The sequence below is a fragment of the Sphingomonas phyllosphaerae genome (assembly GCA_036946405.1).
GTDB classification, from domain to species: Bacteria; Pseudomonadota; Alphaproteobacteria; order Sphingomonadales; family Sphingomonadaceae; genus Sphingomonas; species Sphingomonas phyllosphaerae_D.
Genome location: JAQIJC010000001.1, coordinates 78,217 through 101,090, shown reverse-complemented (window position 1 = coordinate 101,090; position 22,874 = coordinate 78,217). Strand labels below are relative to the sequence as shown.

The window sequence follows — 22,874 nt, the reverse complement described above, 5'->3', positions numbered from 1 at the left end:
GGTTGGAGTGCAGTCCTCCACCATTATCGTCACGTAACTGGACCCCGGCGTTCGCCGGGGAGGCAAGGGAAAGATCGACGTACGCTTACCTCTGACAATCCCCGCGAACCCCGCTAAAGCCCCGCCGCCATGATCCGCATCACCGACCTGAAACTGCCGCTCCACCATGCCGACGAAGCGCTGCCCGCCGCGATCGTCAAGCGGCTGCGGATCACCCCGCGCGAGCTGATCCGCTTCACGATCGCACGGCGCGGCAATGATGCGCGCGAACATGGCCGGATCCAGCTCGTCTACACCGTCGATGTCGCGGTGAAGAACGAGGGCACGGTGCTCGCGCGCAACCGCCGCGACCGCGACGTCTCGCTCACTCCCGACACGCGCTACCGCGCCCCCGAGCCTGCCAAAGACGGCGCGCCGCGCCCGGTGGTGATCGGCGCGGGCCCGTGCGGATTGTTTGCCGCGCTGATCCTCGCGCAGGCCGGCTACCGCCCGATCATCGTGGAGCGCGGCAAGGTGGTGCGCGAGCGGACCAAGGACACTTGGGGCCTGTGGCGGCGCAGCGTCCTCAACCCCGAATCGAACGTCCAGTACGGCGAGGGCGGGGCAGGGACCTTCTCGGACGGCAAGCTCTACAGCCGCATCAAGGATCCGCGCCACCTCAACCGCAAGGTGCTGACCGAATTCGTCAAGGCCGGTGCGCCCGAGGAGATCCTGACCGAGGCGCATCCCCACATCGGCACCTTCCGCCTCGTGACGATGGTCGAGAGCATGCGCGCGACGATCGAGGAACTCGGCGGCGAATACCGCTTCTCGACCCGCGTCACCGGCTTCGACGTCGCGGAGCAGGGCGGGGAGCGCCGCATCAAGGGCCTGCACCTCCACGACGGCGGCTATCTGGCGGCCGAGCATGTCGTGATGGCGATCGGCCACAGCGCGCGCGATACGTTCGAAATGCTGGTCGAGGCCGGCGTCCATGCCGAAGCCAAGCCCTTTTCGATCGGCGTCCGCATCGAGCATCCGCAATCGTGGATCGACCGCGCGCGCTTCGGCCCCGACGCCGGCCATCCGGTACTCGGCGCGGCCGAATATCACATCTCGCATCACTGTTCGAACGGGCGGACGGTCTACAGCTTCTGCATGTGCCCCGGCGGCACCGTCGTCGCGGCGACCAGCGAGGAAGGCCGCGTCGCCACGAACGGCATGAGCCAATATTCGCGCAACGAGCGCAACGCCAATTCCGGCTTCGTCGTCGCGATCGACCCCGAGCGCGACTATCCCGGCGACCCGCTCGCCGGGCTGACGCTGCAACGCGAGATCGAGGCGAAGGCGTTCGTCGCGGGCGGGTCGACCTATCACGCCCCGGCGCAGCGCGTCGGCGACTTCCTCGCCGGACGCGCCTCGACGACGCTCGGCAGCGTCGTGCCGTCGTACAGGCCCGGCGTCACCCCCACCGATCTCGCCGAATGCCTTCCCGACTTCGCGATTGCGGCGATGCGCGAGGCGATCCCGGTGTTCGGCCGCCAGATCAAGGGCTACGACCATCCCGATGTCGTGATGACCGGGGTCGAGACGCGCACCTCCTCGCCGGTGCGCTTCACGCGCGGCGAGGACATGCAGAGCCTCAACACCCGCGGCCTGTATCCCGCGGGCGAGGGCGCGGGCTATGCCGGCGGCATCCTGTCGGCGGCGGTCGACGGCATCCGGGTCGCGGAGGCGGTGGCGCAGCAGATCGGGCGCGCATGACATTGATCCTGTTCAACAAGCCCTATGACGTGCTGAGCCAGTTCACCGACCGCGGCTCCCCGACGACCCGCGCCACGCTGTCCGATCACATCGACGTCCCCGGCGTCTATCCCGCCGGGCGGCTGGACCGCGACAGCGAGGGGCTGTTGTTGCTCACCGACGACGGACGACTCCAGTCGCGGATCGCCGATCCGAAGTTCAAGCTGCCCAAGACCTATTGGGTGCAGGTCGAGGGCGTACCCGACGCGGCCGCGCTGGCCGCGCTGCGTGCGGGCGTGATGTTGAAGGATGGCATGACCCTTCCGGCCGAGGTCGAGCCGCTCGACACGCCCGACATCTGGCCGCGCACGCCCCCGATCCGCTACCGGGCGAGCATCCCCGACACATGGATCGCGCTGACGATCCGCGAGGGGCGCAACCGTCAGGTGCGCCGTATGACCGCCGCGGTCGGCCACCCGACGCTGCGGCTGATCCGCTGGCGCGTCGGCGACTGGTCGCTCGGCGATCTCGCGCCGGGGGCGTGGCGGCACGCATGAAGATCTTCTTCGACGGCGGCTATTCGCCCGCCGGGATGGAATATGCTTTGGTCGCGGGCGGGCGGACGTACATGCGCCGCGATCTCGGGCCCGGCACCAGCATGGAGGCCGAATGGCTGGCGCTGACCGCCGCGTTGATGCTGGCCAACGATCTGGCGCTCGCCGAGGCGGTGCTGCTCGGCGACGCCGCCGCGGTGATCGCGCAGGCGCACGGCGCCATCCGCTGTCCGCCCGCCTGCCGTGCGCATTACGAGCGATTCCAGTCGCTCCCACGCCCCGCCGGCCGGCTGCGCATCCGCTACATCAAGCGCACGCAGAATCTCGCCGGCATCGCACTGGAAGCGGTGCAGCGCTGGGCTCTTCCGCCGCCGCTGCCCGCCATCACCCCGTCGTCGCGGGCCTGACCGGACCCCCGCATCGCCCATCCCCGTCATTCCCGCCTGCGCGGGAATGACGGAAAACGGGCCACCTTCCCCGGATCAAGTCCGGGGCGACGCGCGCCCGCCTACGCCGCCGCCTCGCGCTCGCAGGTCAGGAACGCCACGAAGCGATTGGTCGACCCATGCAGGTCGCGCGCGCTGGTCGCCAGCGCGCTCGCGCTGTTGCGCACCGTCGCCGACAGCGTCGAGGCCTTGCCGACCGTCTCGACCAGCGCGCCGATCCCGCCGCCGATCGCCTCCGCCATGTCCGCCGCGCGCGTCGCGCCGCCATCGACTTCGGTCGCGCTGTTGCGCTGCTCGTCTGCTGCCACCGCGATCCCGCGCGCCGCGCCCGACACTTCGGCGACCGCCTGCGTCACGCTGCGCAATTTCTCGCCGGTCTCCGCCACCCCCTCGCGTATCCCCGCGATCAATACCCCGATCCGGTCGCTGGCCCGCGTCGTGTCGGCGGAGAGCGCCTTCACCTCGCCCGCGACCACCGCGAAGCCGCGCCCCGCCTCGCCGGCGCGCGATGCCTCGATCGTCGCGTTCAGCGCCAGCAAATTGGTCTGCGCCGCGATCCGCCGGATGTCGGCGAGGAAGCCTTCGATCTGCACCGCCTGCTCCTCCAGCATCGCAGCGGTCTGGACACTGCGTTGCGCGGCGATGCTCACGCCGTCGGTCAGCTGCGACTGCCGCTCGGCGGCGACCGCGATCGTCTGGATCGACTGGGTCAGGTCGCGGATCGATGCCGCGACCTGCGCGATGCCGGATGCCGCCTCACCCGCGCTCGCCGCCGCCGACACGGCGTCGCCCCGCGCGGCGGTGGTGCCGCCCTCAAGCTGGATGGCGGCCTGCTCCAGACGCTCGCTCGCCTGCGCGATCCCGCCGACGATCGACGTCACCGATCGCTCGAACTCGCCCGCCAGCATCATCAGCTCGCCGCGCCGCTCCTGTGCGATCTGCGCCGCCTGATCCTCGCGCCGCCGCCGCTCGCGCGCGGCGCGATCCTCGGCGAGCCGCGCCTGCTCCAGCGCGCTTTCGGTGGCGCGGCGGCCCTCTTCGGCGATCGCGGTCAACTCGCGCGCGCGCCGCAGGCTGCGCTCCTGCGCGGCGAACAGCCGCTCCAGCATCAACGTCACCACGGTCAGCGCCCCGAACTGCAGCCCGACCGCCACGACATGGAACAGCACGCGTCCCAGATCGCCGTTGCCGTCGAACACCCAATCGGGCGCGAACCATTCGAGCAGCAGGTGGTGCACCGCGGTCAGGACGGTGCAGATCAGGATCGGGCGCCAGTCGGCAAGCACCAGCAACGCCGCCATCGCGACGAAGAAATACATGTGCGCGTCCATCTGCCACGCGCGCCCTTGCAGCACGAACACCAACAGCGACGGCAACACCGACGCCAGCACGCCCATCGTCGCACGCGCCGCCGCATCCTGCCGCCCGAGCACCATCATCGCCGTCGGCCCGATATTGGCGAGCAGCCCGACCGCCAGCACCACCGGCAGCTTGCCGCCACCGATCAGCAGGTCGCCCGCGCACAGCCCGGCCAGCACGATCCAGCCCGCCCAGGCCCAGCCCTTCACGCCATACATGCGCATCCGGTCGAGCGGATCGGTCGGCGCGCTCATGCGACGTTCGCCTGTCTGGAGGGGGTGCCGCATCCGGCCGGCGGGGCGGCGAGCATCAGCATTCGCCACGGCCGGCTATGCGCCGCCAGCCGTGCGCGGTTACCGACCACCACCAGCGAGCCGCGTAGCGGTCCCGCGCCCAGCAGCCTCGCGCCCGACGAAAGCGCCAGCCGAGCGGTGGCATTGGTATCGCGATCGATCACCGGCACCAGCAGGATGCGCCCATCGTCGGGCGGGTACAGGCTCATGATCGCAAGCGCGGCGACGCCGACGCTGGCCTGCGCCACGATGAACAGCCGGTCGGAACGATGATCCATTCCGGCCTTGTAAGATTTGGTGCTTAACGGAGTGTGATGGTCGCGCCTTTGGTGTGCGATATCATGGTGTTGATGCAGATAAGCCCCTCTCAGCGTATCGTTGCGAAATCGCCTTCTCGTGCCCCGGCGAAGGCCGTGGCCCGGTTGGGGGCCGCTCGTAACTAGCGGAAAGACCTTTCCAACGGGACCTCGGCCTTCGCTGGGGTACGGCGTGGAAAGGGCGCGGTCCCGACCTTTCGCAACGATCCCCTTCAAAGGAGGAATGGGGGTAGGGAAGTCGAGGCAGCAGCGGCTGATCGATCGAAACCGAAGCGTCGCCTCCCCGAAATCCCAGCCGTCATGCCGGACTTGTTCCGGCATCCACCGTTCCGCCGGCACAAAGGCGGCTGCTCTTGCGGGCCGGTAGACCCCGGAGCCAGTCCGGGGTGACGCCGGAGGTTGGTTCGAGCGCGGTGGCGTACACGTTAGGGCCGATCGACATTCATGCAGGTGTCCTGCTGCCCTCGCCCCTGGACAGGGGAGAGGGATAGCGGAGCTTGCCAGCTTGCTGGCTAGCGCAGCTTGGGTGAGGGGTCGAGCGAGCCGAAGGCTCGCGCGCGCGCTTTCGCGAGCGCCACCCCTCACCCAGCTCCGACTAGGGCGTTACCGGAGCAGGTTGGATCATCGGCACGGAGGCGATTTTGGTGTGGTGCAAGGCGTGAGGAGGGAGCGATGCAAAAGCATCGTGACCGACGAGCAACGCGGCATCACGCCGAAAGCGTCCCGCCGCGCAGCGGTCGCCCGCAGGGCGATGACGGTGGTTCAACCTGGTCCGGTAACGCCCTAAGACTTTGCTGCGCAAAGCCCAAGTCTGCGCAACCCTCTCCCCTATGCGAGGGGCGAGGGCAGCGAAGCCACCCAAGCCTCGGTAAGACACGTTCCCCTCCCATGCCCCTGCCCGTTCGGGCGGGGGCTGGCGTCCGGTTCCCTTGCGTCAGCCCTCACCGAGCCGCGCGAAGGCGGGCGCGTGGATGGCGGCGCCGCGCTCGCCGCACGGCATCAGTCCGCCCTGGATCGGCAGCGCCATCAGATGCTCGCCCGCATAAGGCGAGGCGAAGTTCTTCGCGTAATCGGCGTGGAAGCCGAACCGCGCGTAGAAAGCCGGCTCGCCCAGTACGAAGCACAGCACGACCCGCGCCGCCTCGATCCGTTCGATCCCGGCGTGGATCAACGCCTCGGCGACGCCCTGCCGGCGATAATGCTCGGCGACCGCGACCGGCGCGAGTGCGACCGCGGCGATCGCCTTGCCGCCGACGTCGACCGCCATCCGGCTGAACGCCACCGCGCCGACCAGCGTGCCACGCTCCTCATCCACGGCAACCATCATCAGCACCATGTCGCCGTCGACGCACAGCTGCCGCACCAGATCGGCCTCGTCGGCGCGCGGGAAGACCGCGCGGATCAGCGCGTCGATCGCGGCGACGTCGCCGCCCGCGGCCGGACGGATCGCGATCGTCACGCCGCCAATACTCGCACCCGCAACGCTCACGCCAGCGCGATGTCGGGCGCGTCCTCGGCCTTCATCCCGATCACGTTATAGCCCGCGTCGACATGGTGGATCTCGCCGGTCACGCCGCTCGCCAGGTCGGAGAGCATGTAGAGCCCCGCACCGCCGACATCCTCGATCGTCACGGTACGGCGCAGCGGCGCGTTCAGCTCGTTCCACTTGAGGATATAGTTGAAGTCGCCGATCCCGCGTGCCGCCAGCGTCTGGATCGGCCCGGCCGAGACGGCATTGATGCGGATGTTGTCGGGGCCAAGATCGACCGCGAGATACTTGACGCTCGTCTCCAGCGCCGCTTTCGCCACACCCATCACATTGTAATGCGGGATGACCTTCTCGGCGCCGTAATAGGTCAGCGTCAGGATCGAGCCGCCTTCCGGCATCATCCGCCGCGCGCGCTGCGCCACCGCGACCAGCGAATAGGCCGAGATGTTCATCGTCATCAGGAAATTGTCGAGCGTGGTGTCGTAATAGCGCCCGCGCAGCTGCGACTTGTCCGAAAAGCCGATCGCATGGACGACGAAGTCGATCGTCGGCCATTCCTCGGCCAGCGCCGCGAAGGTCGCATCCAGCGCGTCCATGTCCGCGACGTCGCAATCGAACAGTCGCGCGACGCCCAGTTGCTCGGCAAGCGGGCGCACGCGCTTCTCCATCGCCGCGCCCTGATAGGAGAAGGCGATTTCCGCGCCGGCCTCGCTCAGCTTCTTGGCGATCCCCCACGCCAGCGACTTGTCGTTGGCCAGCCCCATGATGAGCCCGCGCTTGCCCGCCATCAATCCGTTCACGCGTGTACCTGCATTATGATTCACCCTGTCCGGTCCCCTCTACAACCGGTTCGGGCGGCTCCGCCAGTGCCGCGTTGAGGTGCGCGCCGAACACCAGCCCCAGCCCGATCAGATAGAAGAACAACAGCATGACCACCACACCGGCAAGGCTGCCATAGGTGAGGTCATAGCCGCCGAGCTGCGACAGCGCCCATGGCAGCCCCGCGGTCATGCTCACCCACCACAAGGTCGTGAACAATGCGCCCGGCCATTTGCGCGCGTCGCTGCGGCGGTATTTGCCCGGCGTCACCGAATAGAACAGCATGTACAGCGCGCCGAACATGATCGCCGCCGGCACCAGCCGCGCGATGTTGAGCCACTCCGCGACATGCTGCGCGACCGGCAGCAGCCGGTAGATGAACTGCTCGGCGGCGGTCAGGATGCCCTGCACGAGGAACGCGAACAGCGCGATCACCACCGAGGCGATGATCGCGATGCTCAGCCCCAGCCGCGCGCGCCACAGCGATTGCGACGAGCGTGTGCCATAGGCCTTGCGGAAAATGTCGCGGATCGTCTCGGCGAAGCTGCCGACCGTCCACAGCCCGACCAGCGCGCCGAACCACAGCAAAGGCCCGGTCCGCGCCTGCAACACATTGGCGATCGGCGTCCGCAACACCTCCGCCACGTCGTGCGGCAGCACCGACAGGAAGCTGGCGAGCCCGTGCTGCACTTCGTCGCTCTGCCCGAACAGCGACGCCACCGCGGCGGCGACGATGAAGAACGGAAACACCGTCATCAGCGCGAGATAGGCGAGGTTGCCCGCGTAGATGAACCCGTCGGTCCACACGCCGATCGCCGCGCGCTTGAACACCTCCCACGCATAGGCGCCGGGGCGAAGATGCGCGAGCTGGCGGTCGAGCCGGCGACGCGCGGCGCCGTGGTGGCGCCCGCGGTCTTCAGGCGTCAGCGAGAGCGGGGCGTCGGTCACGCACGATCAGACGCCCATCGCCGCGCGCGGGTTCCCGCCACCGTCCCAGCCGGCGACGAACGCCTTCAGCGCCGCATCGTCGGCGGGCACGTCGACGATCAGCGTCACCAGCTGATCGCCACGCTCGCCGCCTTTGCGGTGAAAGCCCTTTCCCTTCAAACGCAACGTCTTGCCGGAGGTTGCCCCGGTCGGCACGGTAATCATCACCGGCTTGTCGACCGTCGGGCACTTCACCTTGCCGCCCTCGACCGCCTCCTTCAGCGTGATCGGCAGGTCGAGCCGCACATCGTCGCCGTCGCGCGTGAAGAAGCGGTGCGGCTGGACCTCGATCGTCACGATCGCGTCGCCCGCGCCGCCTGGCCCCTCGTCGCCCTTGCCGGCAAGCCGCATCTGCGTGCCGGTATCGACCCCGGCGGGCAGCTTGAGATCGATCGTGTTCCCGCCCGCCAGCGTCACGCGCTGCGGCGCGAGCGTTGCGGCATCGGTGAACGGCACGCGCAGCGCATAGGCGACGTTGCCGCCCTTGGGCGGCGGCTGCCGCCGGCCGAACCCGCTGGCGAACCCGCCGCCGCCGCCACCGCCGCCGCGCGCGCGACCGCCGCCGAACAGCCCCTCGAAGATATCGCTCATGTCCGGGCCGCCGGCACCGCCGCCCATCCCGCTCATGTCGAACCCTTCGGAGCGGAACCCGCCGTTGCCGGCCTGTCCCCGCCCGCCGGCCCCGAAGCCGAACGGCGCGGTCGGGTTGCCGTCGCCGTCGATCTCGCCGCGGTCGAACCGCGCGCGCTTGTCCTTGTCGGTCAGCAGGTCATAGGCGCTGGTGACCTGCCCGAACTTCTCCGCCGCCTTGGGATTGTCGCGGTTGCGGTCGGGATGCAGCTCTTTCGCGAGCTTGCGATACGCTTTCTTGATGTCCGCCTCGCTGGCGCCGCGCGCCACGCCCAGCGTCGCATATGGATCGGCCATGTCGTCCCCGGTTGGTGTGTTACTCGCCTATGTGGGGGAGCGCGCGCCGAAGCGCAATCGTTACGCGGGCTCCATGATCGGGGCGACGTCGACGCTGACCTCCATCGCCTGCGCCCCCGATCCCAGCACGACGCCGTCGACTGGCGCGATCTCCGCATAGTCGCGCCCGATCGCGACGACGATATGGTCGCCCGCCATCCAGATGCCGTTGGTCGGATCGACCCCGACCCAGCCGCGCTGCGGCCCGCACCAGATCAGCACCCAGGCGTGCGTCGCGTCCGCCCCGACCAGCCGCTCCTGACCGGGCGGCGGGATCGTGCGGATATAGCCCGAGGCATAAGCGGCGGGCAGCCCGGCGGCGCGCAGGCCGGTCAGCATGATCTGCGCGAAATCCTGACAAACGCCGCTGCGCTTGGCGAACGCCTCGTGCGGCGGCGTGTCGACCAATGTCGCGGTCGGGTCGAACGCGAAGTCGCGCTGGATACGCCGCGCGAGCGCGATCCCGGCCTCCAGCACGTTGCGATCGGGCGTCAGATCGGGCGCGCAATAATCGGCGATCGCGCGATCAAGCGGGATCAGCGGCGAGGGGAACAGATACGCCGCCGGCCCCGCCGCCGACACGTCGCTCGACGCGCGGGCGAGCGCGCAAACCTCGGCGATCGTCGGGTCGCTCGCCTCGGGCACCGGCACCAGCCGGTCGACCGTCAGCCGCGCGACGCTCTCGATCGTCAGCCGCCGGACGCGCTCGTCGACCACCAGCCGCGTGACATGCGCCAGCCCGGCCTCGGCATAGGCCGCGGTCGTCCGCCCGGACGGCGCGACGTGCAGCGCATAGTCCTCCAGCTTCTGCCCGGGCCAGTCGATCGGCTTCAGCCGCAGGTTGCAGCGCGCGAACTTGACCGCATTGCCATAGTCGAAGCGGGTGATGTGGCGGATGTCATAGCGCATCGGTCAGAGCCACTTTCCCCACGTCATTGCGTCTCGGACTTGGGGTCGAGACATCTGCGAAACTCCACCCGTCATGCCGGACGTGTTCCGGCATCGACCGTTCCGCGAGCATGGCAAATGTTGCTCTTGCGGAGCAGTGGACCCCGGAACAAGTCCGGGGTGACGAGCGATTCGGGCGGTTTTCGGACCTTCGCAGCGGTCTCGCCTGAAGTCGGGGTCGCAATGACGAAATATCAGTGTGTCGCTCACGCCAGCGTCAACCCGCTCGCCCGCAACGGCTCGGCGCCTTGCAGAAAATACCGCCGCGCGATCGCCTCGGACAGCCGGAACAACCGGCGCTCCACCTCCAACAGCGTCTCCGGGTCAAGCAACGCCGCCTGTGCCGGCGCGACCAGCGCCAGCAGCTCGGTCGCCTCGATCTGCTGCGGCTCCGCCATGCCGTCGTCGTCGAGCACCGGCAGCGCGGCGAGATGCTCGCGGATCCGCTCGACCTGAAACGCCAAGGCGCGTGGATTGCCCGGATCGAGCACGGTCAGGTCGACCACCGGCACCCGCGCGATCCCGGTCAGGTAACGCTGGCGATAGCTGATCTGGCTGTCGGCGAGGTCGAGCAACGTCGACAGGTCGCCCGCCGACGCGCCGCTCATCCCGAAGATTCGCGCCGCGCGCGTGATCGCGCGCGCGCGCTCGATCCGCCGCCCGAGATCGTGGAACCGCCACGCCGCGGTCCGCCCCATATGCTCGGCGGACAGCCCGGCGATCGCGGCATAGCGGCGCTGGAGCGACCCGGCACGGTCGAGCATCCCGCGATGCGTCGGGAAGGGCGCGTCGAGCAGCCGGACCATGTCGACCGACAGCCGGTCGCGCGACCCGCCCGCGATCCGCTGCGCATGGGTGTTGATCGCCGCGACCGACTGCCACCCGCCGTCGCGCGCCTCCATCGCGGTGCGCGCGAACGCGATCAGCTCGGCGCGGCGGAAACCGGTCGGGGCAGGGGCCGCGCCGCTGTCGACGATCTCGGCGACCAACTTGGCGAGCGTCGCATCATCGGGGGCCGCGCCGGTATCGGCGTCGATCGAATGGCCCAGCATCACGCGGATCGCCGCCAGCAACGCCTCGCCGCGCTCCAGATAGCGGCCGAGCCAGAAGAAATTGTCCGCGACCCGGCTCGGCAGCGTCCCCGGATTGCGCCGGACGTGCAGCGAATCGGGCGCGGGCAGCAACGACACCGGCGACACCGGCTCCGCGCCGTGCACGCACACGTCCGCGGACCATGTCCCTTCGCCCAGCACCGCCGCACGCGGGTCGGGATGCGCGCCGATCCGCGCGAACCCGCCCGGCAACACCTGCCAGTCGCCGTGCGCATCGCGCGCCGCGAAAACGCGCAGCGTAAACGGCCGCGGCTCCAGCCGGTCCTCGATGATGACCGGCATCGTCGACAGCCGGACGATCTCCTGCCCGACATAATCCTGCGGCCGGCGGGTGAGATCGTCGAGGAACGCCGCGCGCTGCTCTGGCGTCAGGTCCGCGCCCGCCACCGGCGCATCACCGGGCAGCCCCAGCGTCCGCGCCCCGAACGCCGGAGACAGCAGCATCGACCCGAACTCGCCCGCGACATGCGCCGCCTCGCGCTTTTGCCCGCACCACCAGGTCGCGATATTGGGCAGGATCAGGTCCGCGCCGGTCAGCCGCGTGCTCAGCTGCGGCAGGAACGCCCCGAATGCCGGGCTTTCCAGCACGCCCGCGCCGGGCGCGTTGGCGAGCACGACATTGCCCTGCGCCCACACGTCGATCAGCCCCGGCACCCCGATCCGCGAATGCGAGTCGAACGCCAGCGGATCGAGCAGCCGCGGATCGAGCCGCCGCCACAACGCGTCGACGCGCTTCAGTCCGGCGATCGTGCGGACATAGAGTCGGTCCTCCAGCGCGGCGAGATCGTCGCCCTCGACCAGCAACAACCCCAGATAGCGCGCCAGATGCGCCTGCTCGGGGTAGCTGGGATTGTAGCGCCCCGGCGTCAGCAACCCGATGCGCGGATCGCTGCGCCGGCACGCCGCCGCCAGCCCCTCGCGGAACGCCGCGAAGAACGGCGCATGGCGGCGCACGTTGAGCCGCGCCTGCAACCCGCCCAGCGTCCGGCTGATCGCCAGTCGGTTCTCCAGCGCATAGCCTGCCCCGGTCGGCGCGCGCAGATGGTCGGCGAGCACGCGCCACTCACCCGAGGGACTGCGCCCCAGGTCGATCGCGACGAAATGCAAATGATGCCCGCCCGGTGGCGCGAGCCCGACCAGCGGGCGCAGGAAGAACGGGCTGCCCGTGACCAGCGTCGCGGGAAAATAGCCGCGCTCCGCCAGTGTCGACGGACCATAGAGATCGGCAAGGATCGTCTCGAACAGATCGGCGCGCTGGACGACCCCGCGCTCGATGTGCGCCCACTCCTGCGCCTCGATCAGCAGCGGCACCGGGCTGACCGGCCACGGCCGCTCGCTGTCCTCGCCGATGATGCGGAAGCCGGTGCCGATATCGATCGCGTGCCGCTGCACCCGCTCGCGCGCATGGCCGAGATCGTCGCCCGCGACCGCGGACAATTCCTCCAGCACTGCCAGCCACGGCGCGGCGGCACCGCTGCGCATCGTGTCGGACGGCGTGCCGGCGTAATCATCGAACCGGCGGCGGGCGAGGGTGCTGTTGTCGAAGAGCGGCTGCGTGGCCAGCGGTTCCTCCTTAGCCAACCGGGGCGGACCCTAATGAAGCGATCCGGTTAAGCAATCGGAATCGACCCGCTGCGCTCAAAGGTCCGGCAGCACCTGATCGGCGACGCCCCAGCCCGTCAGCGACCGCCCGTTGGCGCGCGCGATCAGCGCTTCGGCATCGCCGACATGCCACTGCGCGGCGCTGTCGAGGTCGCGCAACTCGGTCCACGACACCGGCGCCGCAACCGGTGCGCCGGCGCGCGCCCGCGCCGCATAGGGCATGATCGCGGTCGCGCCGCGCTGGTTGCGCAGATAGTCGATGAAGATCCGTCCCTTGCGCTTGGCCTTGCTCATCACCGCCACGAACCGCTCGGGGTCGGCATGGGCCAGCGCCCGCGCGAACCGCTCGGCGAAGTCGCGCACCGCCGGCCATTCGGCCTTCGGCGTCAGCGGCACGACGACATGCACGCCCTTGCCCCCCGACAGCAGCGGGAAGCTGACCAGCCCCAGCTCGGCGAGCTGTTCCTTCAGGTGCGCGGCGGCGCGCTTGGTTTCCGCGAAGCCGAGCCCTTCGTCGGGGTCGAGGTCGAACACCATCCGGTCGGGGCGTTCCAGTGCATCGACGCGCGATCCCCAGCCGTGGAACTCGATCGTCCCCATCTGCACGCACGCGACCAGCCCGTCGGCGTCGTCGACGTAGAGATAATTTTCGGTGCTGCCATCCTTCTCGCGAATCGGCACCTGCTGCACGGCATCGCCGAACGACCCGGCGTCATGCTTCTGGAAAAAGCATTGCCGCGCGCGGCCCTGCGGGCAGCGCACGAGGCTGACGGGCCGATGCCCGGCCCATGGCAGCATGATCCCGGCGACCGCGGCATAGTAATCGGCGAGTTGCCCCTTGGTGACGTCGCTCTCGGGAAAGATCACGCGGTTGCGGTTGGTCATCTTGATCCGCGACTTGACCTCCGGCGTCGGCGCGGGCCGCTCGGCAACCACCTCCTGCGCGGGCTTGTCGCCGCGCAGTCCGATGAAACTCGAATGGCGCAACACCCCGTCTGGCGTCGTCTCGGCAAAGGCGACTTCGGCGACCAGCTTGGGCTTCACCCATTGCGCGCCTTTGACCGCAGCGCGCGGCGCCTCGACGGTCGCGGTCTTGCGCGCCAGTCTGTCGAGCCGCGTCCGCAGCTCGTCGATCATCGCCGCATCGAACCCGGTGCCGACCTTGCCGGCATAGCGCAAAGTGTCGCCGTCATGCACCCCGAGCAGCAGTGACCGCAGCCCGCGCGCCTTGGTGGAGGGCAGCCAGCCGACGATGACGAACTCCTGCCGCCGAATGCACTTGATCTTCAGCCACGCCGACGTCCGCCGTCCGCGATACGGCGCGTCGGCGCGCTTGGATACGACGCCCTCATAGCCCTCGCGGCACATCGTCTCGAACAATTGCTCACCGGACCCGACGATATGCTCGGCAAAGCGCAGCCGCTCCTCGCCGTCGCCGACCAGCGTGCGCAGCCGCTCCTTGCGTGCGACATTGGGCCGGTCGCGCAGATCCTCGCCATCGACTTCGAGCAGGTCGAACGCGAACAGCGTCATCGCCCCGCCCGTGCCGATCGCATCCTTCAGCGTCGAGAAATCGGGCCGGCCGTCCTTGAACGCGACGATCTCGCCATCGATCAGCGCGGTCGTCGCGGGCAGCGCGGCGGCGGCTTCGGCGATGCCGGGGAATTTGTCGCTCCAATCGAGTCCGCTGCGCGTGAAAACCTTCGCCTTGCCGCCCCCGATCGCGACCAACGCGCGATAGCCGTCGTATTTTACCTCATGTATCCACTCCGCGCCGGTCGGAACGTGATCCACGAGCGTACAAAGCTGCGGCGGTTCATAGGCGGGCGGCTTCCCCGCCTTGCGCTTTTTAGCGGGCTTCTGATTCTTGCCCTCAGCGATTTCCTGCATCGTCCGCCCGGTCGAAACGCTGGTCAGCGCGGTCTCTACCAACGTGTCGGTGCCGCCCGCTTCGGCGTCCTCGATCTTGCGTAACAGCCAGTTTTCGCGGCGTTCTTTTCCTCGGGGGCGCAGCCGGATCAGCAGCCATTCGCCCTTCATCCGCTCGCCATCGAGGATGAAATGCAGGTGCCCCTTGTCGATGTCGGCGGCGCTCTTGCCCTTGACCGGCGACCAGGTCCCGCGATCCCACAACATCACCGTCCCGCCCCCATATTCCCCCGATGGAATAGTCCCCTCAAACGTCTGATAAGAAAGCGGATGATCCTCGGTGCGCACCGCCAGACGCTTTTCGTTCGGGTCGAGACTCGGCCCGCGCGTCACCGCCCAGCTCTTCAGGACGCCATCGGCCTCCAGCCGGAAATCCCAATGCAGCCGGGTAGCGTCATGCTTTTGAACGATAAAGCGCGCCTGTCCTGAGCTTGCCGAAGGGCCCTTGCCGGGCGCGAGCATCCCGGCCGGCTCCGCGGTCTTCGCGAAATCGCGTTTCGCATTATAGGAGGCGAGCGGATCGGTCGTCATCTGACTCTCCGGCTAACGTCGCTCTCAAGCACGCTTTTTCGCCGCCGACTTGCGCGCCGGTGCCTTCTTTGCCGGAGGTTTGTCCTTTCCCTCCATCGATTTCTTGAGCGCCGCCATCAGGTCGACGACGTTCGAGCCCGAGCGTGCTCCGTCGTCGCCCTTGTCCTCGATGATCTTGCGGCCTTTCGCCTTGCGCTTGCGCTCGATTAAGTCTTTCAGCGCATCGACATAGCGGTCGTGGAACTCTGCCGGGTCGAACGCCGCCGCCTTCTTCTCGATCAGCGCCTCGGCGAGATCGAGCAACTCGGCATCGGGCTTATCGTCGGGAATGTCACGGAAATAACCCTGCGCGCGGTGCACCTCGTCGGCGTAGCGCAGCGTCTCGAGGATCATCCCGCGCCCGCACGGCTTCAGGCTGACGACATATTCGCGCCCGCGCATCGCGAGTTGCCCAAGCCCGACCTTCTTGGTCCGGCGCAGCGCCTCGCGCAGCACAATGAACGCCTCCTCGGCGAGATCGTCGGCGGGAACGACGAAATAGGGCTTCTCATAATAAAGCACGTCGATCTCATGCGCATCGACGAACTGGGTCAGTTCCAGCGTCTTCTTCGACTCGAGCTTGACCGCGTCGATTTCTTCCTGTTCGAGCAGGACATATTCGCCCTTCTCGATCTCGAAGCCCTTCATGATCTCGTCGGTGTCGACCGGGCCGACGCCGGGCGCGACCTTCTCATATTTGATCCGCTGCCCGCTCGGTTCGTGGATCTGGTGAAACGCCACCTGCGCACCGGACTTGGTGGCGGAGTAGATCTCGACCGGGATCGACACCAGCGCCAACCGGATCTGCCCCTGCCAATATGCGCGCGCCGCCATCGGATCAGCCTCTCGTTGCGAGGGCGATTCAATCGTTTGGCGCGGCGGGGGTTCCGATTGGGTCAGAAAGACATGTTGGGATCGCGCGCGGCATGTACGATAGCAACGATCACGACATCGTCGCCCTGAAGGCGATAGAGGATATGGTAGTTGCGATAAGTGCGCCTTCTTATGCCGGTGCCGAGCTGGGACGCTTCCGGAAAGCGACGGGGAAAAATACTTAACTCGGTACAAGCGACGCGCAGCTCGGTGATGAAGGAAAGCGCAGCATCAGGATTGTCGCGCGCGATCCAGTCGGCGAGATCACGCAAATTGGTCTGCGCCCGCCGTGACAGGCTTACCGAGGCCATTGCCGATATCGTTCGGATAGATCGTCGAACACCTGATCAAGGCTTGTGACCCGCCCGGCGCCGACGTCGGCGAGACCTTCATCCACCTGCGCCTGCACCATCTCCAGCCATGCTTCGCGTTCGTGGACGAGCCGCACGCCCTCGCGGAGCACCTCGCTGCGCGAACCATAGCGGCCCTTCTCCACCAATTCATCGACGTAGCTCTCCAGCCGATCGCCGAGTTTGACGCTGCTCGCCATAGGTCACCTCCGCGGTGATAATAAACAATACCGGCGACAACGACAATGATGACCTTTTCGGCTGACCGCAGTATGAGCGCCGCCATGGCCGACGATCCCTTTTCCTTGTTCGACCGCTGGTTCGCGGAGGCCCGTGATAGCGAGCCGAACGACCCCAATGCGATGGCGCTCGCGACCGCCGACGCGCGCGGGCGCCCGTCGGTGCGGATGGTGCTGCTCAAGGGGTACGGGCCGGAAGGATTCGTTTTCTATACCAACCGCGGCAGCCGCAAGGCCGGCGACCTCGCGGACAATGCGCAGGCGGCGTTGCTCTTCCACTGGAAATCGCTGCGGCGGCAGATCCGGATCGAGGGACCGGTGACGCACGCCAGCGACGAAGAAAGCGACGCCTATTTCGCGACGCGCGGCCGCGACTCGCAGCTCGGCGCCTGGGCTTCCGACCAATCGCAACCGCTCGACGATCGCGCGACCTTCGAGGCGCGGTTCGCGGAGATGAAGGCGCGCTTCGAGGGGAGGGACGTGCCGCGGCCGCCGCATTGGGGTGGCTACCGCGTCACGCCCGACCTGTTCGAATTCTGGCACGACCGCGCGCATCGCCTGCACGAGCGGCGGGTGTTCACCCCGACCGGGTCCGGCGGGTGGAGCGAGGGGCTGCTGTTCCCATGACCCGCGACGAACGCCGCCGCATCATCCCGCTCGCGATGCGCGCCGCGCTGGCGAGCGTGGCGATGGCCTGTACGCTGTTGATCGTGAAGGCTTATGCCGCCTGGCATACCGGATCGGTCGCGATGCTGGGCAGCCTTGCGGACACCGGGCTCGATCTGCTCGCCAGCCTTGTCACCCTCTACGGCGTGAAGCTCGCCGCCGAGCCTGCCGACCATGACCATCGTTTCGGTCATGGCAAGGCCGAGGCGCTGGCGGCGCTGTTTCAGGTGGTGCTTATCACCGCCTCGGCGATCGGAATCGCCGTGCAGGCGATCCGGCGCTTCTCCGATCCGGTCGCCAACGAGGATGCGGGACTGGGGATCGGCGTGTCGATCGCGGCCATTGTCGCGACCTTCGCGCTGCTCGCTTATCAGCGCAGCATCATCCGCCAGACCGGCTCGATCGCGATCATGGCCGACAATGTCCATTATCAATCGGACATGCTGCTCAACGTCGCGGTGATCGCGGCCCTGGTGCTCGACCAATATGTCGGCATCGCGGGCGCCGACCCGGTGTTCGGCATCGCGATCGCGGCGTGGCTGGTCTGGGGCGCCTTTCAGGCGTCGAGCCAGGCGATCGACATGCTCATGGACAAGGAATGGCCGGAGGCGCAGCGTGCCGCCTTCATGGAGGTCGCTGCGCGCCAGCCCGGCATCCGCGGCATCCACGATTTCCGTACGCGCCGCGCGGGCAGTCACGATTTCGCGCAATTCCACATGGAGGTCGACGCCGACCTGTCGGTCCGCTCCGCGCATGACATCGTCGAGCGCGTCGAACGCGCGCTGCGCGACACCTTCCCCCGCGTCGAAACGCTGATCCACCTCGATCCGGAGGGGCATGTCGATACCGACAATCCGTTGGTCGAGGCGGACGTCACCCCGCACTGGTTCTCGAAGCGCCTGTAGAAAGCCCGCTGACGATGCGCATACCGTTCACGCAGGTCGATGCCTTCGCCGAACAGGCGTTCGGCGGCAATCCGGCGGCGGTGATGCCATTGTCGACATGGCTCGACGATGCGACGTTGTTGCGGATCGCGCAGGAGAACAACCTGTCGGAGACGGCCTTTCTGGTGCCGGACGACGGCGGCACGGCGGCGTACGAATTGCGCTGGTTCACGCCCGCTGCCGAAATCGCGCTGTGTGGCCATGCAACGCTTGCCGCCGGGCATGTCGTGCTGACGTCCGACACCGATCGACCGTCGGTGCGGTTCCGTACGCGCCAATCGGGCATCTTGGAGGTAACCCGCGATGGCGCGGGATATGCGCTGTCGCTGCCGGCGCTTCGCCCGACACCACGGGATCTGCCCGCGATCGTCGCGGCGCTGCACGTCGAGGCGGTCGAAACCTTGTGGCATGACGGCGGCTATGCGGTCGTCGTGCTCGCGGACGAGGCGGCCGTTCGTGCCTGCGCGCCCGATCAGGCCGCGCTCGCCGCGCAGGGCCGTCTGCTGGTGATCGTCACCGCCCGCGGGGCCACCAGCGATATCGTCAGCCGCGCCTTCACCCCGGCGTTCGGAATCCCCGAAGATCCCGTCACCGGCGGTGCCCATGCGGTCGTGGTGCCCTATTGGGCGGAGCGGCTCGGGCGCGATCGTTTTTCGGCCTATCAGGCCAGCGCACGGGGCGGACGGCTCGGTTGCCGCCTCGACGGTGAGCGGGTGGTGCTCAGCGGCAGCTGCATCACGATCATCGAAGGCACGTTCCTGCTGCCCTGATCGTCAGATCAACCCCTTGGCGCGTAGACTGACCTGTCCGTTGCGCCCGACGATCAGATGATCGTGGACCGCGATGTTGAGTGGCTTCCCTGCCGCGACGATCGCGCGGGTGATATCGATATCCGCGCGGCTCGGTGACGGATCGCCCGACGGGTGGTTGTGGACGAGGATCAGCGCCGCCGATCCGAAATCGAGCGCGCGCTTGATGACCTCGCGAACGTGCACCGCCGCCTCGTCGATCGTGCCGCGCGCCATCACCTCGTCGCGGACGAGCATGTTGCGCGTATTTAGATGCAGCACGCGGAACCGTTCGACCATGTCGTGCGCCATATCGGCATGAAGATAATCGGACAGCGCCTGCCAGTTCGACAGGACCGGCGCCTCCCGCGCACGCGCACGCACCAGCCGGATCGCGGTGGCGTGCGCGATGCGAACCGCTGCGGCGCTCGTATCGCCCATGCCGGAAACGCGCGCGAGGGCGGCGGCCTCGGCGGCGAACACGCCCGGCAAGCCCCCGAACTCGCGCAGCAATTCCTTGGCCAGCGGTTTCGTATCCTGTCGCGGAATCGCCAGGGCGAGCAAATATTCCAGCAACTCGTGGTCGAGCAATCCGTCGGGATCGGCGAGCAACCGCGCACGCAGCCGGGCGCGGTGCCCTTTCGCATCCAGCGCGCGCGTCTGGTCGTCGGCCATGCGCGCCCGGTTAGGTCGGTTCGCCGCGTCGCGCAATTGCGCCGCCCGCGCGCGCTGCCCTATGACGGCGAAATAATGAGCGAGGCAGGCCAGCAACCGACAGGGCGCGCGTGAGCGACGCGGGCCGGCGCATGGCGGTGGCGGTTTCGGTACTGGCGCTCGCCGCCGGCGGTGGGCTGTGGCTGTCGCGCGTGCCGATCGCGACGCGGGTGATCGACAAGGAACTGGCGGCCAAGGGCGTGCCCGCGCGCTATCACATCGCCGATCTGGGGCTGGGGCGGCAACGTCTGACCGATGTCGTGATCGGCGATCCGGCTCGCCCCGATCTGGTCGCCGACTGGGTTGAGACGCAGACCGACCTGACATTGTCCGGACCGAAGCTGGTGGCGGTGCGCGCAGGGCAGGTGCGCGTGGCGGCGCGGCTGCGCGACGGCACGCTGTCGCTGGGCGTGATCGATCGACTACTGCCGAAATCCTCGGGCGGACCCGTGACGTTGCCCGCCCTGGACGTCGATGTCGCCGACGCCCGGATCGCGCTCGACACGCCTTACGGCGCTGCGGCGCTGCGGCTGAGCGGGCGCGGGCGGCTCAACGACGGGTTCCGCGGGCGGCTGGCGGCGCACGCGCCGCAGCTGACGGTCGCGGGATGCCAGGTCGGTGCGCTACAGGCCGATATGGCGCTGCGCGTGACCGCGACCGCGCCGCGTATCGCCGGGCCGGCGCGCGCAGCGGCGGTCGCGTGCGACGGCATGACGGCACAGGCGATCGCCGGCGATCTCGATCTCGGCCTGTCGCCGCACTTCGATCGCTGGTTCGGGCGGACGCAAGTGACGGCAGCGCGCGTGCAGACCGCGGCGGCGACGCTCCGTAACGTCAATCTGGCGACGCGCTTCCGCGGCGATGCCGACCGCACGACCGGCCTCGCGACTGCGATGGTGGACGGGGTGCGAACCGCGGCGGTGACCAGCGGCGCCACCGACTGGCAAGGGCAATGGCGGCTGGCGAACGGTCGTGCGACGCTCGCAGGGCGGCTCGTCGCGCAACACGTCGCGCTCGCCGCCGCAGCGCAGCGCCGGATCGTCACGCTTGGCGATGGCGCGGCGGGGCTGCCGGTCGCACCGCTGCTGGCAGGCGCGGCGCGCGATGCGGCACGCGCGAGCCGCGACATGCAGGTCGCGGCCGAACTGGCACTGGCGACCGGTGACCGCACCTTGCTGACCATCGAGCGGGCGACGATGACCGCGACCAGCGGTGCACATGCCACACTCGACGATGGTGCGGTGACGATCGGGCACCCGGCGGGGATACAAGCGGCCGGCCGACTGACGCTCGGCGGCGGTGGGCTTCCGACTGCGACGGTTCGTCTTGCGCAGGACGCGCCCGGTGCGGCGATCAGCGGGACGGCGCAACTCGCGCCCTATGCCCGCGACGGTGCGGCGTTGACGCTGACGCCGGTGCAATTCCAGACGGGCGGGCGGGGGGCGACGCGCGTCACGACCGAGGCGACGCTCAGCGGGCCTCTGGCCGGCGGGCGTGTCGAGCGGTTGCGCGTTCCAGTCGCCGCGCTGTGGGATCGGCGCGGACGGCTGACCGTCAATCGCGATTGCACCCCGGTCGGGTTCGAGCGGCTGACGGTCTCCAGCCTGATGCTCGCGAACGGCGCGCTGCGACTTTGCCCAACGGGCACAGCGCTGGTCGAGGTCGCCGACGGCGGCGTCCGCGGCGGGGCGCGGCTGGGCGCGACGCGGCTCGCCGGAACGCTGGGCGGATCGGCGTTCCGGCTCGACACCGGTGGCGCGACGCTGGCGCTCGCCGATCGCGACTTCGTGCTGAGCGATGTCGCGACCACGATCGGCACCACGCGCATCGCGGCGACGCGGCTCGCCGGGCAGGTCAACGGCGGCGGCGCGCAGGGCACGTTCGCCGGTGGCGGCGGGCAGATCGGGACGGTGCCGCTGCTGATGAGCGCGGGCGACGGCCACTGGCGGTTCGATGGCCGCCGGCTGGTGCTGGACGGCGCGCTGCGCGTCGCGGACACCGCTGCGGCGCCGCGTTTCCAGCCGATGACGGCGCGCGATATCGCCTTCGTGCTCGACGGCGGAACGATTCACGCGACCGGCCGGCTGGTCGAACCGACCACCGGCACGCCGGTCGCACAGCTGGCGATCGATCACCGGCTGTCGAGCGGCAGCGGCGAAGCAACGCTGACGGTACCGGGCATCACCTTCGCCAAGGGCTTCCAGCCCGAGCTGCTCACGCGCCTTACCTTCGGTGTGATCGCCGACGTCGCGGGGACGGTGCGCGGGCAGGGCGAGATCCGCTGGACGCCACAAGGGGTGGACAGCACGGGCACCTTTTCGACCGACGCAATGAACCTCGCCGCCGCCTTCGGCCCCGTGACCGGGCTGGCCGGGACGCTCCGCTTCACCGATCTGCTCGGGCTGGTCAGCGCCCCCGATCAGGTCGCGACGGTCACCTCGATCAATCCCGGCATCGCGGTCACCGATGGCCGGATCGTGTATCGGCTGCTCCCGGACCTGAAGGTGCAGGTCGAAACCGCGCACTGGCCGTTCGCGGGCGGCACGCTGACGCTCGATCTGACCACGCTTGATTTCGGATCGGACGCCGAGCGGCGGATGACCTTCCGCGTCGGCGGGATGGATGCCGGCAAGTTCCTGCAACAGTTCGACTTCTCGAACCTCAACGCTACCGGCACCTTCGACGGCGTGCTGCCGATGATCTTCGACGAGCAGGGCGGGCGGATCGCGGACGGACGCCTGACCGCGCGCGAGGGCGGCGGGTCGATCGCCTATCTGGGCGAGCTGACCGAGAAGGATCTCGGCTTCTGGGGCAATCTCGCCTTCCAGTCGCTGCGCTCGCTGACCTATCGCAGCCTCGACGTGCAGATGAACGGGCCGCTGGCGGGCGAGATGGTGACCGGCGTCAGCTTCACGGGGATCAAGCAGGGCGCGGGCGCGAAGAGCAATTTCCTGCTCCGCCGCCTGACCCGTCTGCCGATCCGCTTCAACATCACGATTCGCGCGCCGTTCCGCGGACTGATCGATTCGGCAGCGAGCTTCTACGACCCGCAGCGGCTGGTGAAGCGCAACCTGCAGGCCTTGATCGACGAGCAGAACCGGAAGACGGGCGTTCAGCCGCCCGCAAGCGAGAAGGTGCCATGACCGCAACAGGATTGACGAACGCGATGCGCCCCACGACCTATGCC

Annotated in this window: 20 protein-coding genes; 7 read left to right on the top strand and 13 right to left on the bottom strand. The window is 68.7% G+C overall.

What is annotated here, in order from left to right; translation table 11 throughout:
* The first annotated feature begins 129 nt into the window (after positions 1 to 129).
* Genes PGN12_00485 through PGN12_00475 form a run of 3 tightly spaced genes read left to right on the top strand, consistent with a single transcriptional unit; the run spans position 130 to position 2,683 of the window.
* Positions 130 to 1,743 (top strand): NAD(P)/FAD-dependent oxidoreductase, encoded by a 1,614-nt coding sequence (locus PGN12_00485; GenBank protein MEH3102366.1) that lies wholly within the window; start codon positions 130 to 132, stop codon positions 1,741 to 1,743.
* Positions 1,740 to 2,279 (top strand): pseudouridine synthase, encoded by a 540-nt coding sequence (locus PGN12_00480; GenBank protein ID MEH3102365.1) that lies wholly within the window; start codon positions 1,740 to 1,742, stop codon positions 2,277 to 2,279. Before PGN12_00485 ends, PGN12_00480 begins: the two co-directional genes overlap by 4 nt.
* Positions 2,276 to 2,683 carry a hypothetical protein gene (locus PGN12_00475; protein MEH3102364.1) on the top strand — a complete coding sequence of 136 codons (408 nt, stop codon included), beginning with the start codon at positions 2,276 to 2,278 and terminating at the stop codon, positions 2,681 to 2,683. The genes PGN12_00480 and PGN12_00475 overlap by 4 nt, the downstream gene beginning before the upstream one ends.
* A gap of 101 nt (positions 2,684 to 2,784) precedes the next feature.
* On the opposite strand, the gene PGN12_00470 is transcribed toward PGN12_00475, so the two are convergent.
* The 12 genes from PGN12_00470 to PGN12_00415 all read right to left on the bottom strand — a co-directional run bounded on the left by PGN12_00470 (position 2,785) and on the right by PGN12_00415 (position 16,536).
* Entirely contained in the window at positions 2,785 to 4,335 is a 1,551-nt protein-coding gene (locus PGN12_00470) for a methyl-accepting chemotaxis protein (GenBank protein ID MEH3102363.1), read from the bottom strand.
* Positions 4,332 to 4,652 carry a hypothetical protein gene (locus tag PGN12_00465; protein MEH3102362.1) on the bottom strand — a complete coding sequence of 107 codons (321 nt, stop codon included), beginning with the start codon at positions 4,650 to 4,652 and terminating at the stop codon, positions 4,332 to 4,334. Before PGN12_00465 ends, PGN12_00470 begins: the two co-directional genes overlap by 4 nt.
* A 973-nt stretch (positions 4,653 to 5,625) precedes the next feature.
* On the bottom strand, positions 5,626 to 6,150 hold the full coding sequence (locus PGN12_00460; GenBank protein ID MEH3102361.1) for an N-acetyltransferase: 525 nt from the start codon (positions 6,148 to 6,150) through the stop codon (positions 5,626 to 5,628).
* 26 nt (positions 6,151 to 6,176) lie between these two features.
* Positions 6,177 to 6,980 (bottom strand): enoyl-ACP reductase FabI, encoded by an 804-nt coding sequence (gene fabI, locus PGN12_00455; GenBank protein MEH3102360.1) that lies wholly within the window; start codon positions 6,978 to 6,980, stop codon positions 6,177 to 6,179.
* Positions 6,981 to 6,993: 13 nt separating this feature from the next.
* Positions 6,994 to 7,947, bottom strand: a complete 954-nt coding sequence (locus PGN12_00450; protein MEH3102359.1) for a YihY/virulence factor BrkB family protein — start codon at positions 7,945 to 7,947, stop codon at positions 6,994 to 6,996.
* A 6-nt stretch (positions 7,948 to 7,953) separates the two neighbouring features.
* A complete protein-coding gene (locus PGN12_00445; GenBank protein ID MEH3102358.1) occupies positions 7,954 to 8,913 on the bottom strand; it encodes a DnaJ domain-containing protein in 960 nt (319 codons plus the stop codon).
* A 60-nt stretch (positions 8,914 to 8,973) separates the two neighbouring features.
* Positions 8,974 to 9,861 (bottom strand): transglutaminase family protein, encoded by an 888-nt coding sequence (locus PGN12_00440; GenBank protein MEH3102357.1) that lies wholly within the window; start codon positions 9,859 to 9,861, stop codon positions 8,974 to 8,976.
* A gap of 245 nt (positions 9,862 to 10,106) precedes the next feature.
* Positions 10,107 to 12,593 (bottom strand): circularly permuted type 2 ATP-grasp protein, encoded by a 2,487-nt coding sequence (locus PGN12_00435; protein ID MEH3102356.1) that lies wholly within the window; start codon positions 12,591 to 12,593, stop codon positions 10,107 to 10,109.
* 57 nt (positions 12,594 to 12,650) lie between these two features.
* Positions 12,651 to 15,074, bottom strand: a complete 2,424-nt coding sequence (ligD, locus tag PGN12_00430; GenBank protein MEH3102355.1) for a DNA ligase D — start codon at positions 15,072 to 15,074, stop codon at positions 12,651 to 12,653.
* 24 nt (positions 15,075 to 15,098) lie between these two features.
* Positions 15,099 to 15,947, bottom strand: coding sequence for a Ku protein (locus tag PGN12_00425; protein MEH3102354.1), 849 nt, complete (start codon positions 15,945 to 15,947; stop codon positions 15,099 to 15,101).
* 62 nt (positions 15,948 to 16,009) lie between these two features.
* Positions 16,010 to 16,297 (bottom strand): type II toxin-antitoxin system RelE/ParE family toxin, encoded by a 288-nt coding sequence (locus PGN12_00420; protein MEH3102353.1) that lies wholly within the window; start codon positions 16,295 to 16,297, stop codon positions 16,010 to 16,012.
* Positions 16,285 to 16,536, bottom strand: coding sequence for a type II toxin-antitoxin system ParD family antitoxin (locus PGN12_00415; GenBank protein ID MEH3102352.1), 252 nt, complete (start codon positions 16,534 to 16,536; stop codon positions 16,285 to 16,287). Before PGN12_00415 ends, PGN12_00420 begins: the two co-directional genes overlap by 13 nt.
* A gap of 84 nt (positions 16,537 to 16,620) precedes the next feature.
* Between PGN12_00415 and pdxH the strand changes: the two genes are divergently transcribed.
* The 3 genes from pdxH to PGN12_00400 are packed head-to-tail and all read left to right on the top strand — an operon-like array spanning position 16,621 to position 18,955.
* On the top strand, positions 16,621 to 17,202 hold the full coding sequence (pdxH, locus tag PGN12_00410) for a pyridoxamine 5'-phosphate oxidase (protein MEH3102351.1): 582 nt from the start codon (positions 16,621 to 16,623) through the stop codon (positions 17,200 to 17,202).
* A complete protein-coding gene (locus tag PGN12_00405; GenBank protein ID MEH3102350.1) occupies positions 17,199 to 18,146 on the top strand; it encodes a cation diffusion facilitator family transporter in 948 nt (315 codons plus the stop codon). Before pdxH ends, PGN12_00405 begins: the two co-directional genes overlap by 4 nt.
* A 14-nt stretch (positions 18,147 to 18,160) precedes the next feature.
* Entirely contained in the window at positions 18,161 to 18,955 is a 795-nt protein-coding gene (locus tag PGN12_00400; protein ID MEH3102349.1) for a PhzF family phenazine biosynthesis protein, read from the top strand.
* Positions 18,956 to 18,958: 3 nt separating this feature from the next.
* On the opposite strand, the gene radC is transcribed toward PGN12_00400, so the two are convergent.
* A complete protein-coding gene (radC, locus tag PGN12_00395; protein MEH3102348.1) occupies positions 18,959 to 19,648 on the bottom strand; it encodes a DNA repair protein RadC in 690 nt (229 codons plus the stop codon).
* Between the two features lie 110 nt (positions 19,649 to 19,758).
* On the opposite strand from radC, the gene PGN12_00390 reads away from it, so the two are divergent.
* Positions 19,759 to 22,830, top strand: coding sequence for a YdbH domain-containing protein (locus PGN12_00390; GenBank protein ID MEH3102347.1), 3,072 nt, complete (start codon positions 19,759 to 19,761; stop codon positions 22,828 to 22,830).
* Positions 22,831 to 22,874 lie beyond the last annotated feature (44 nt).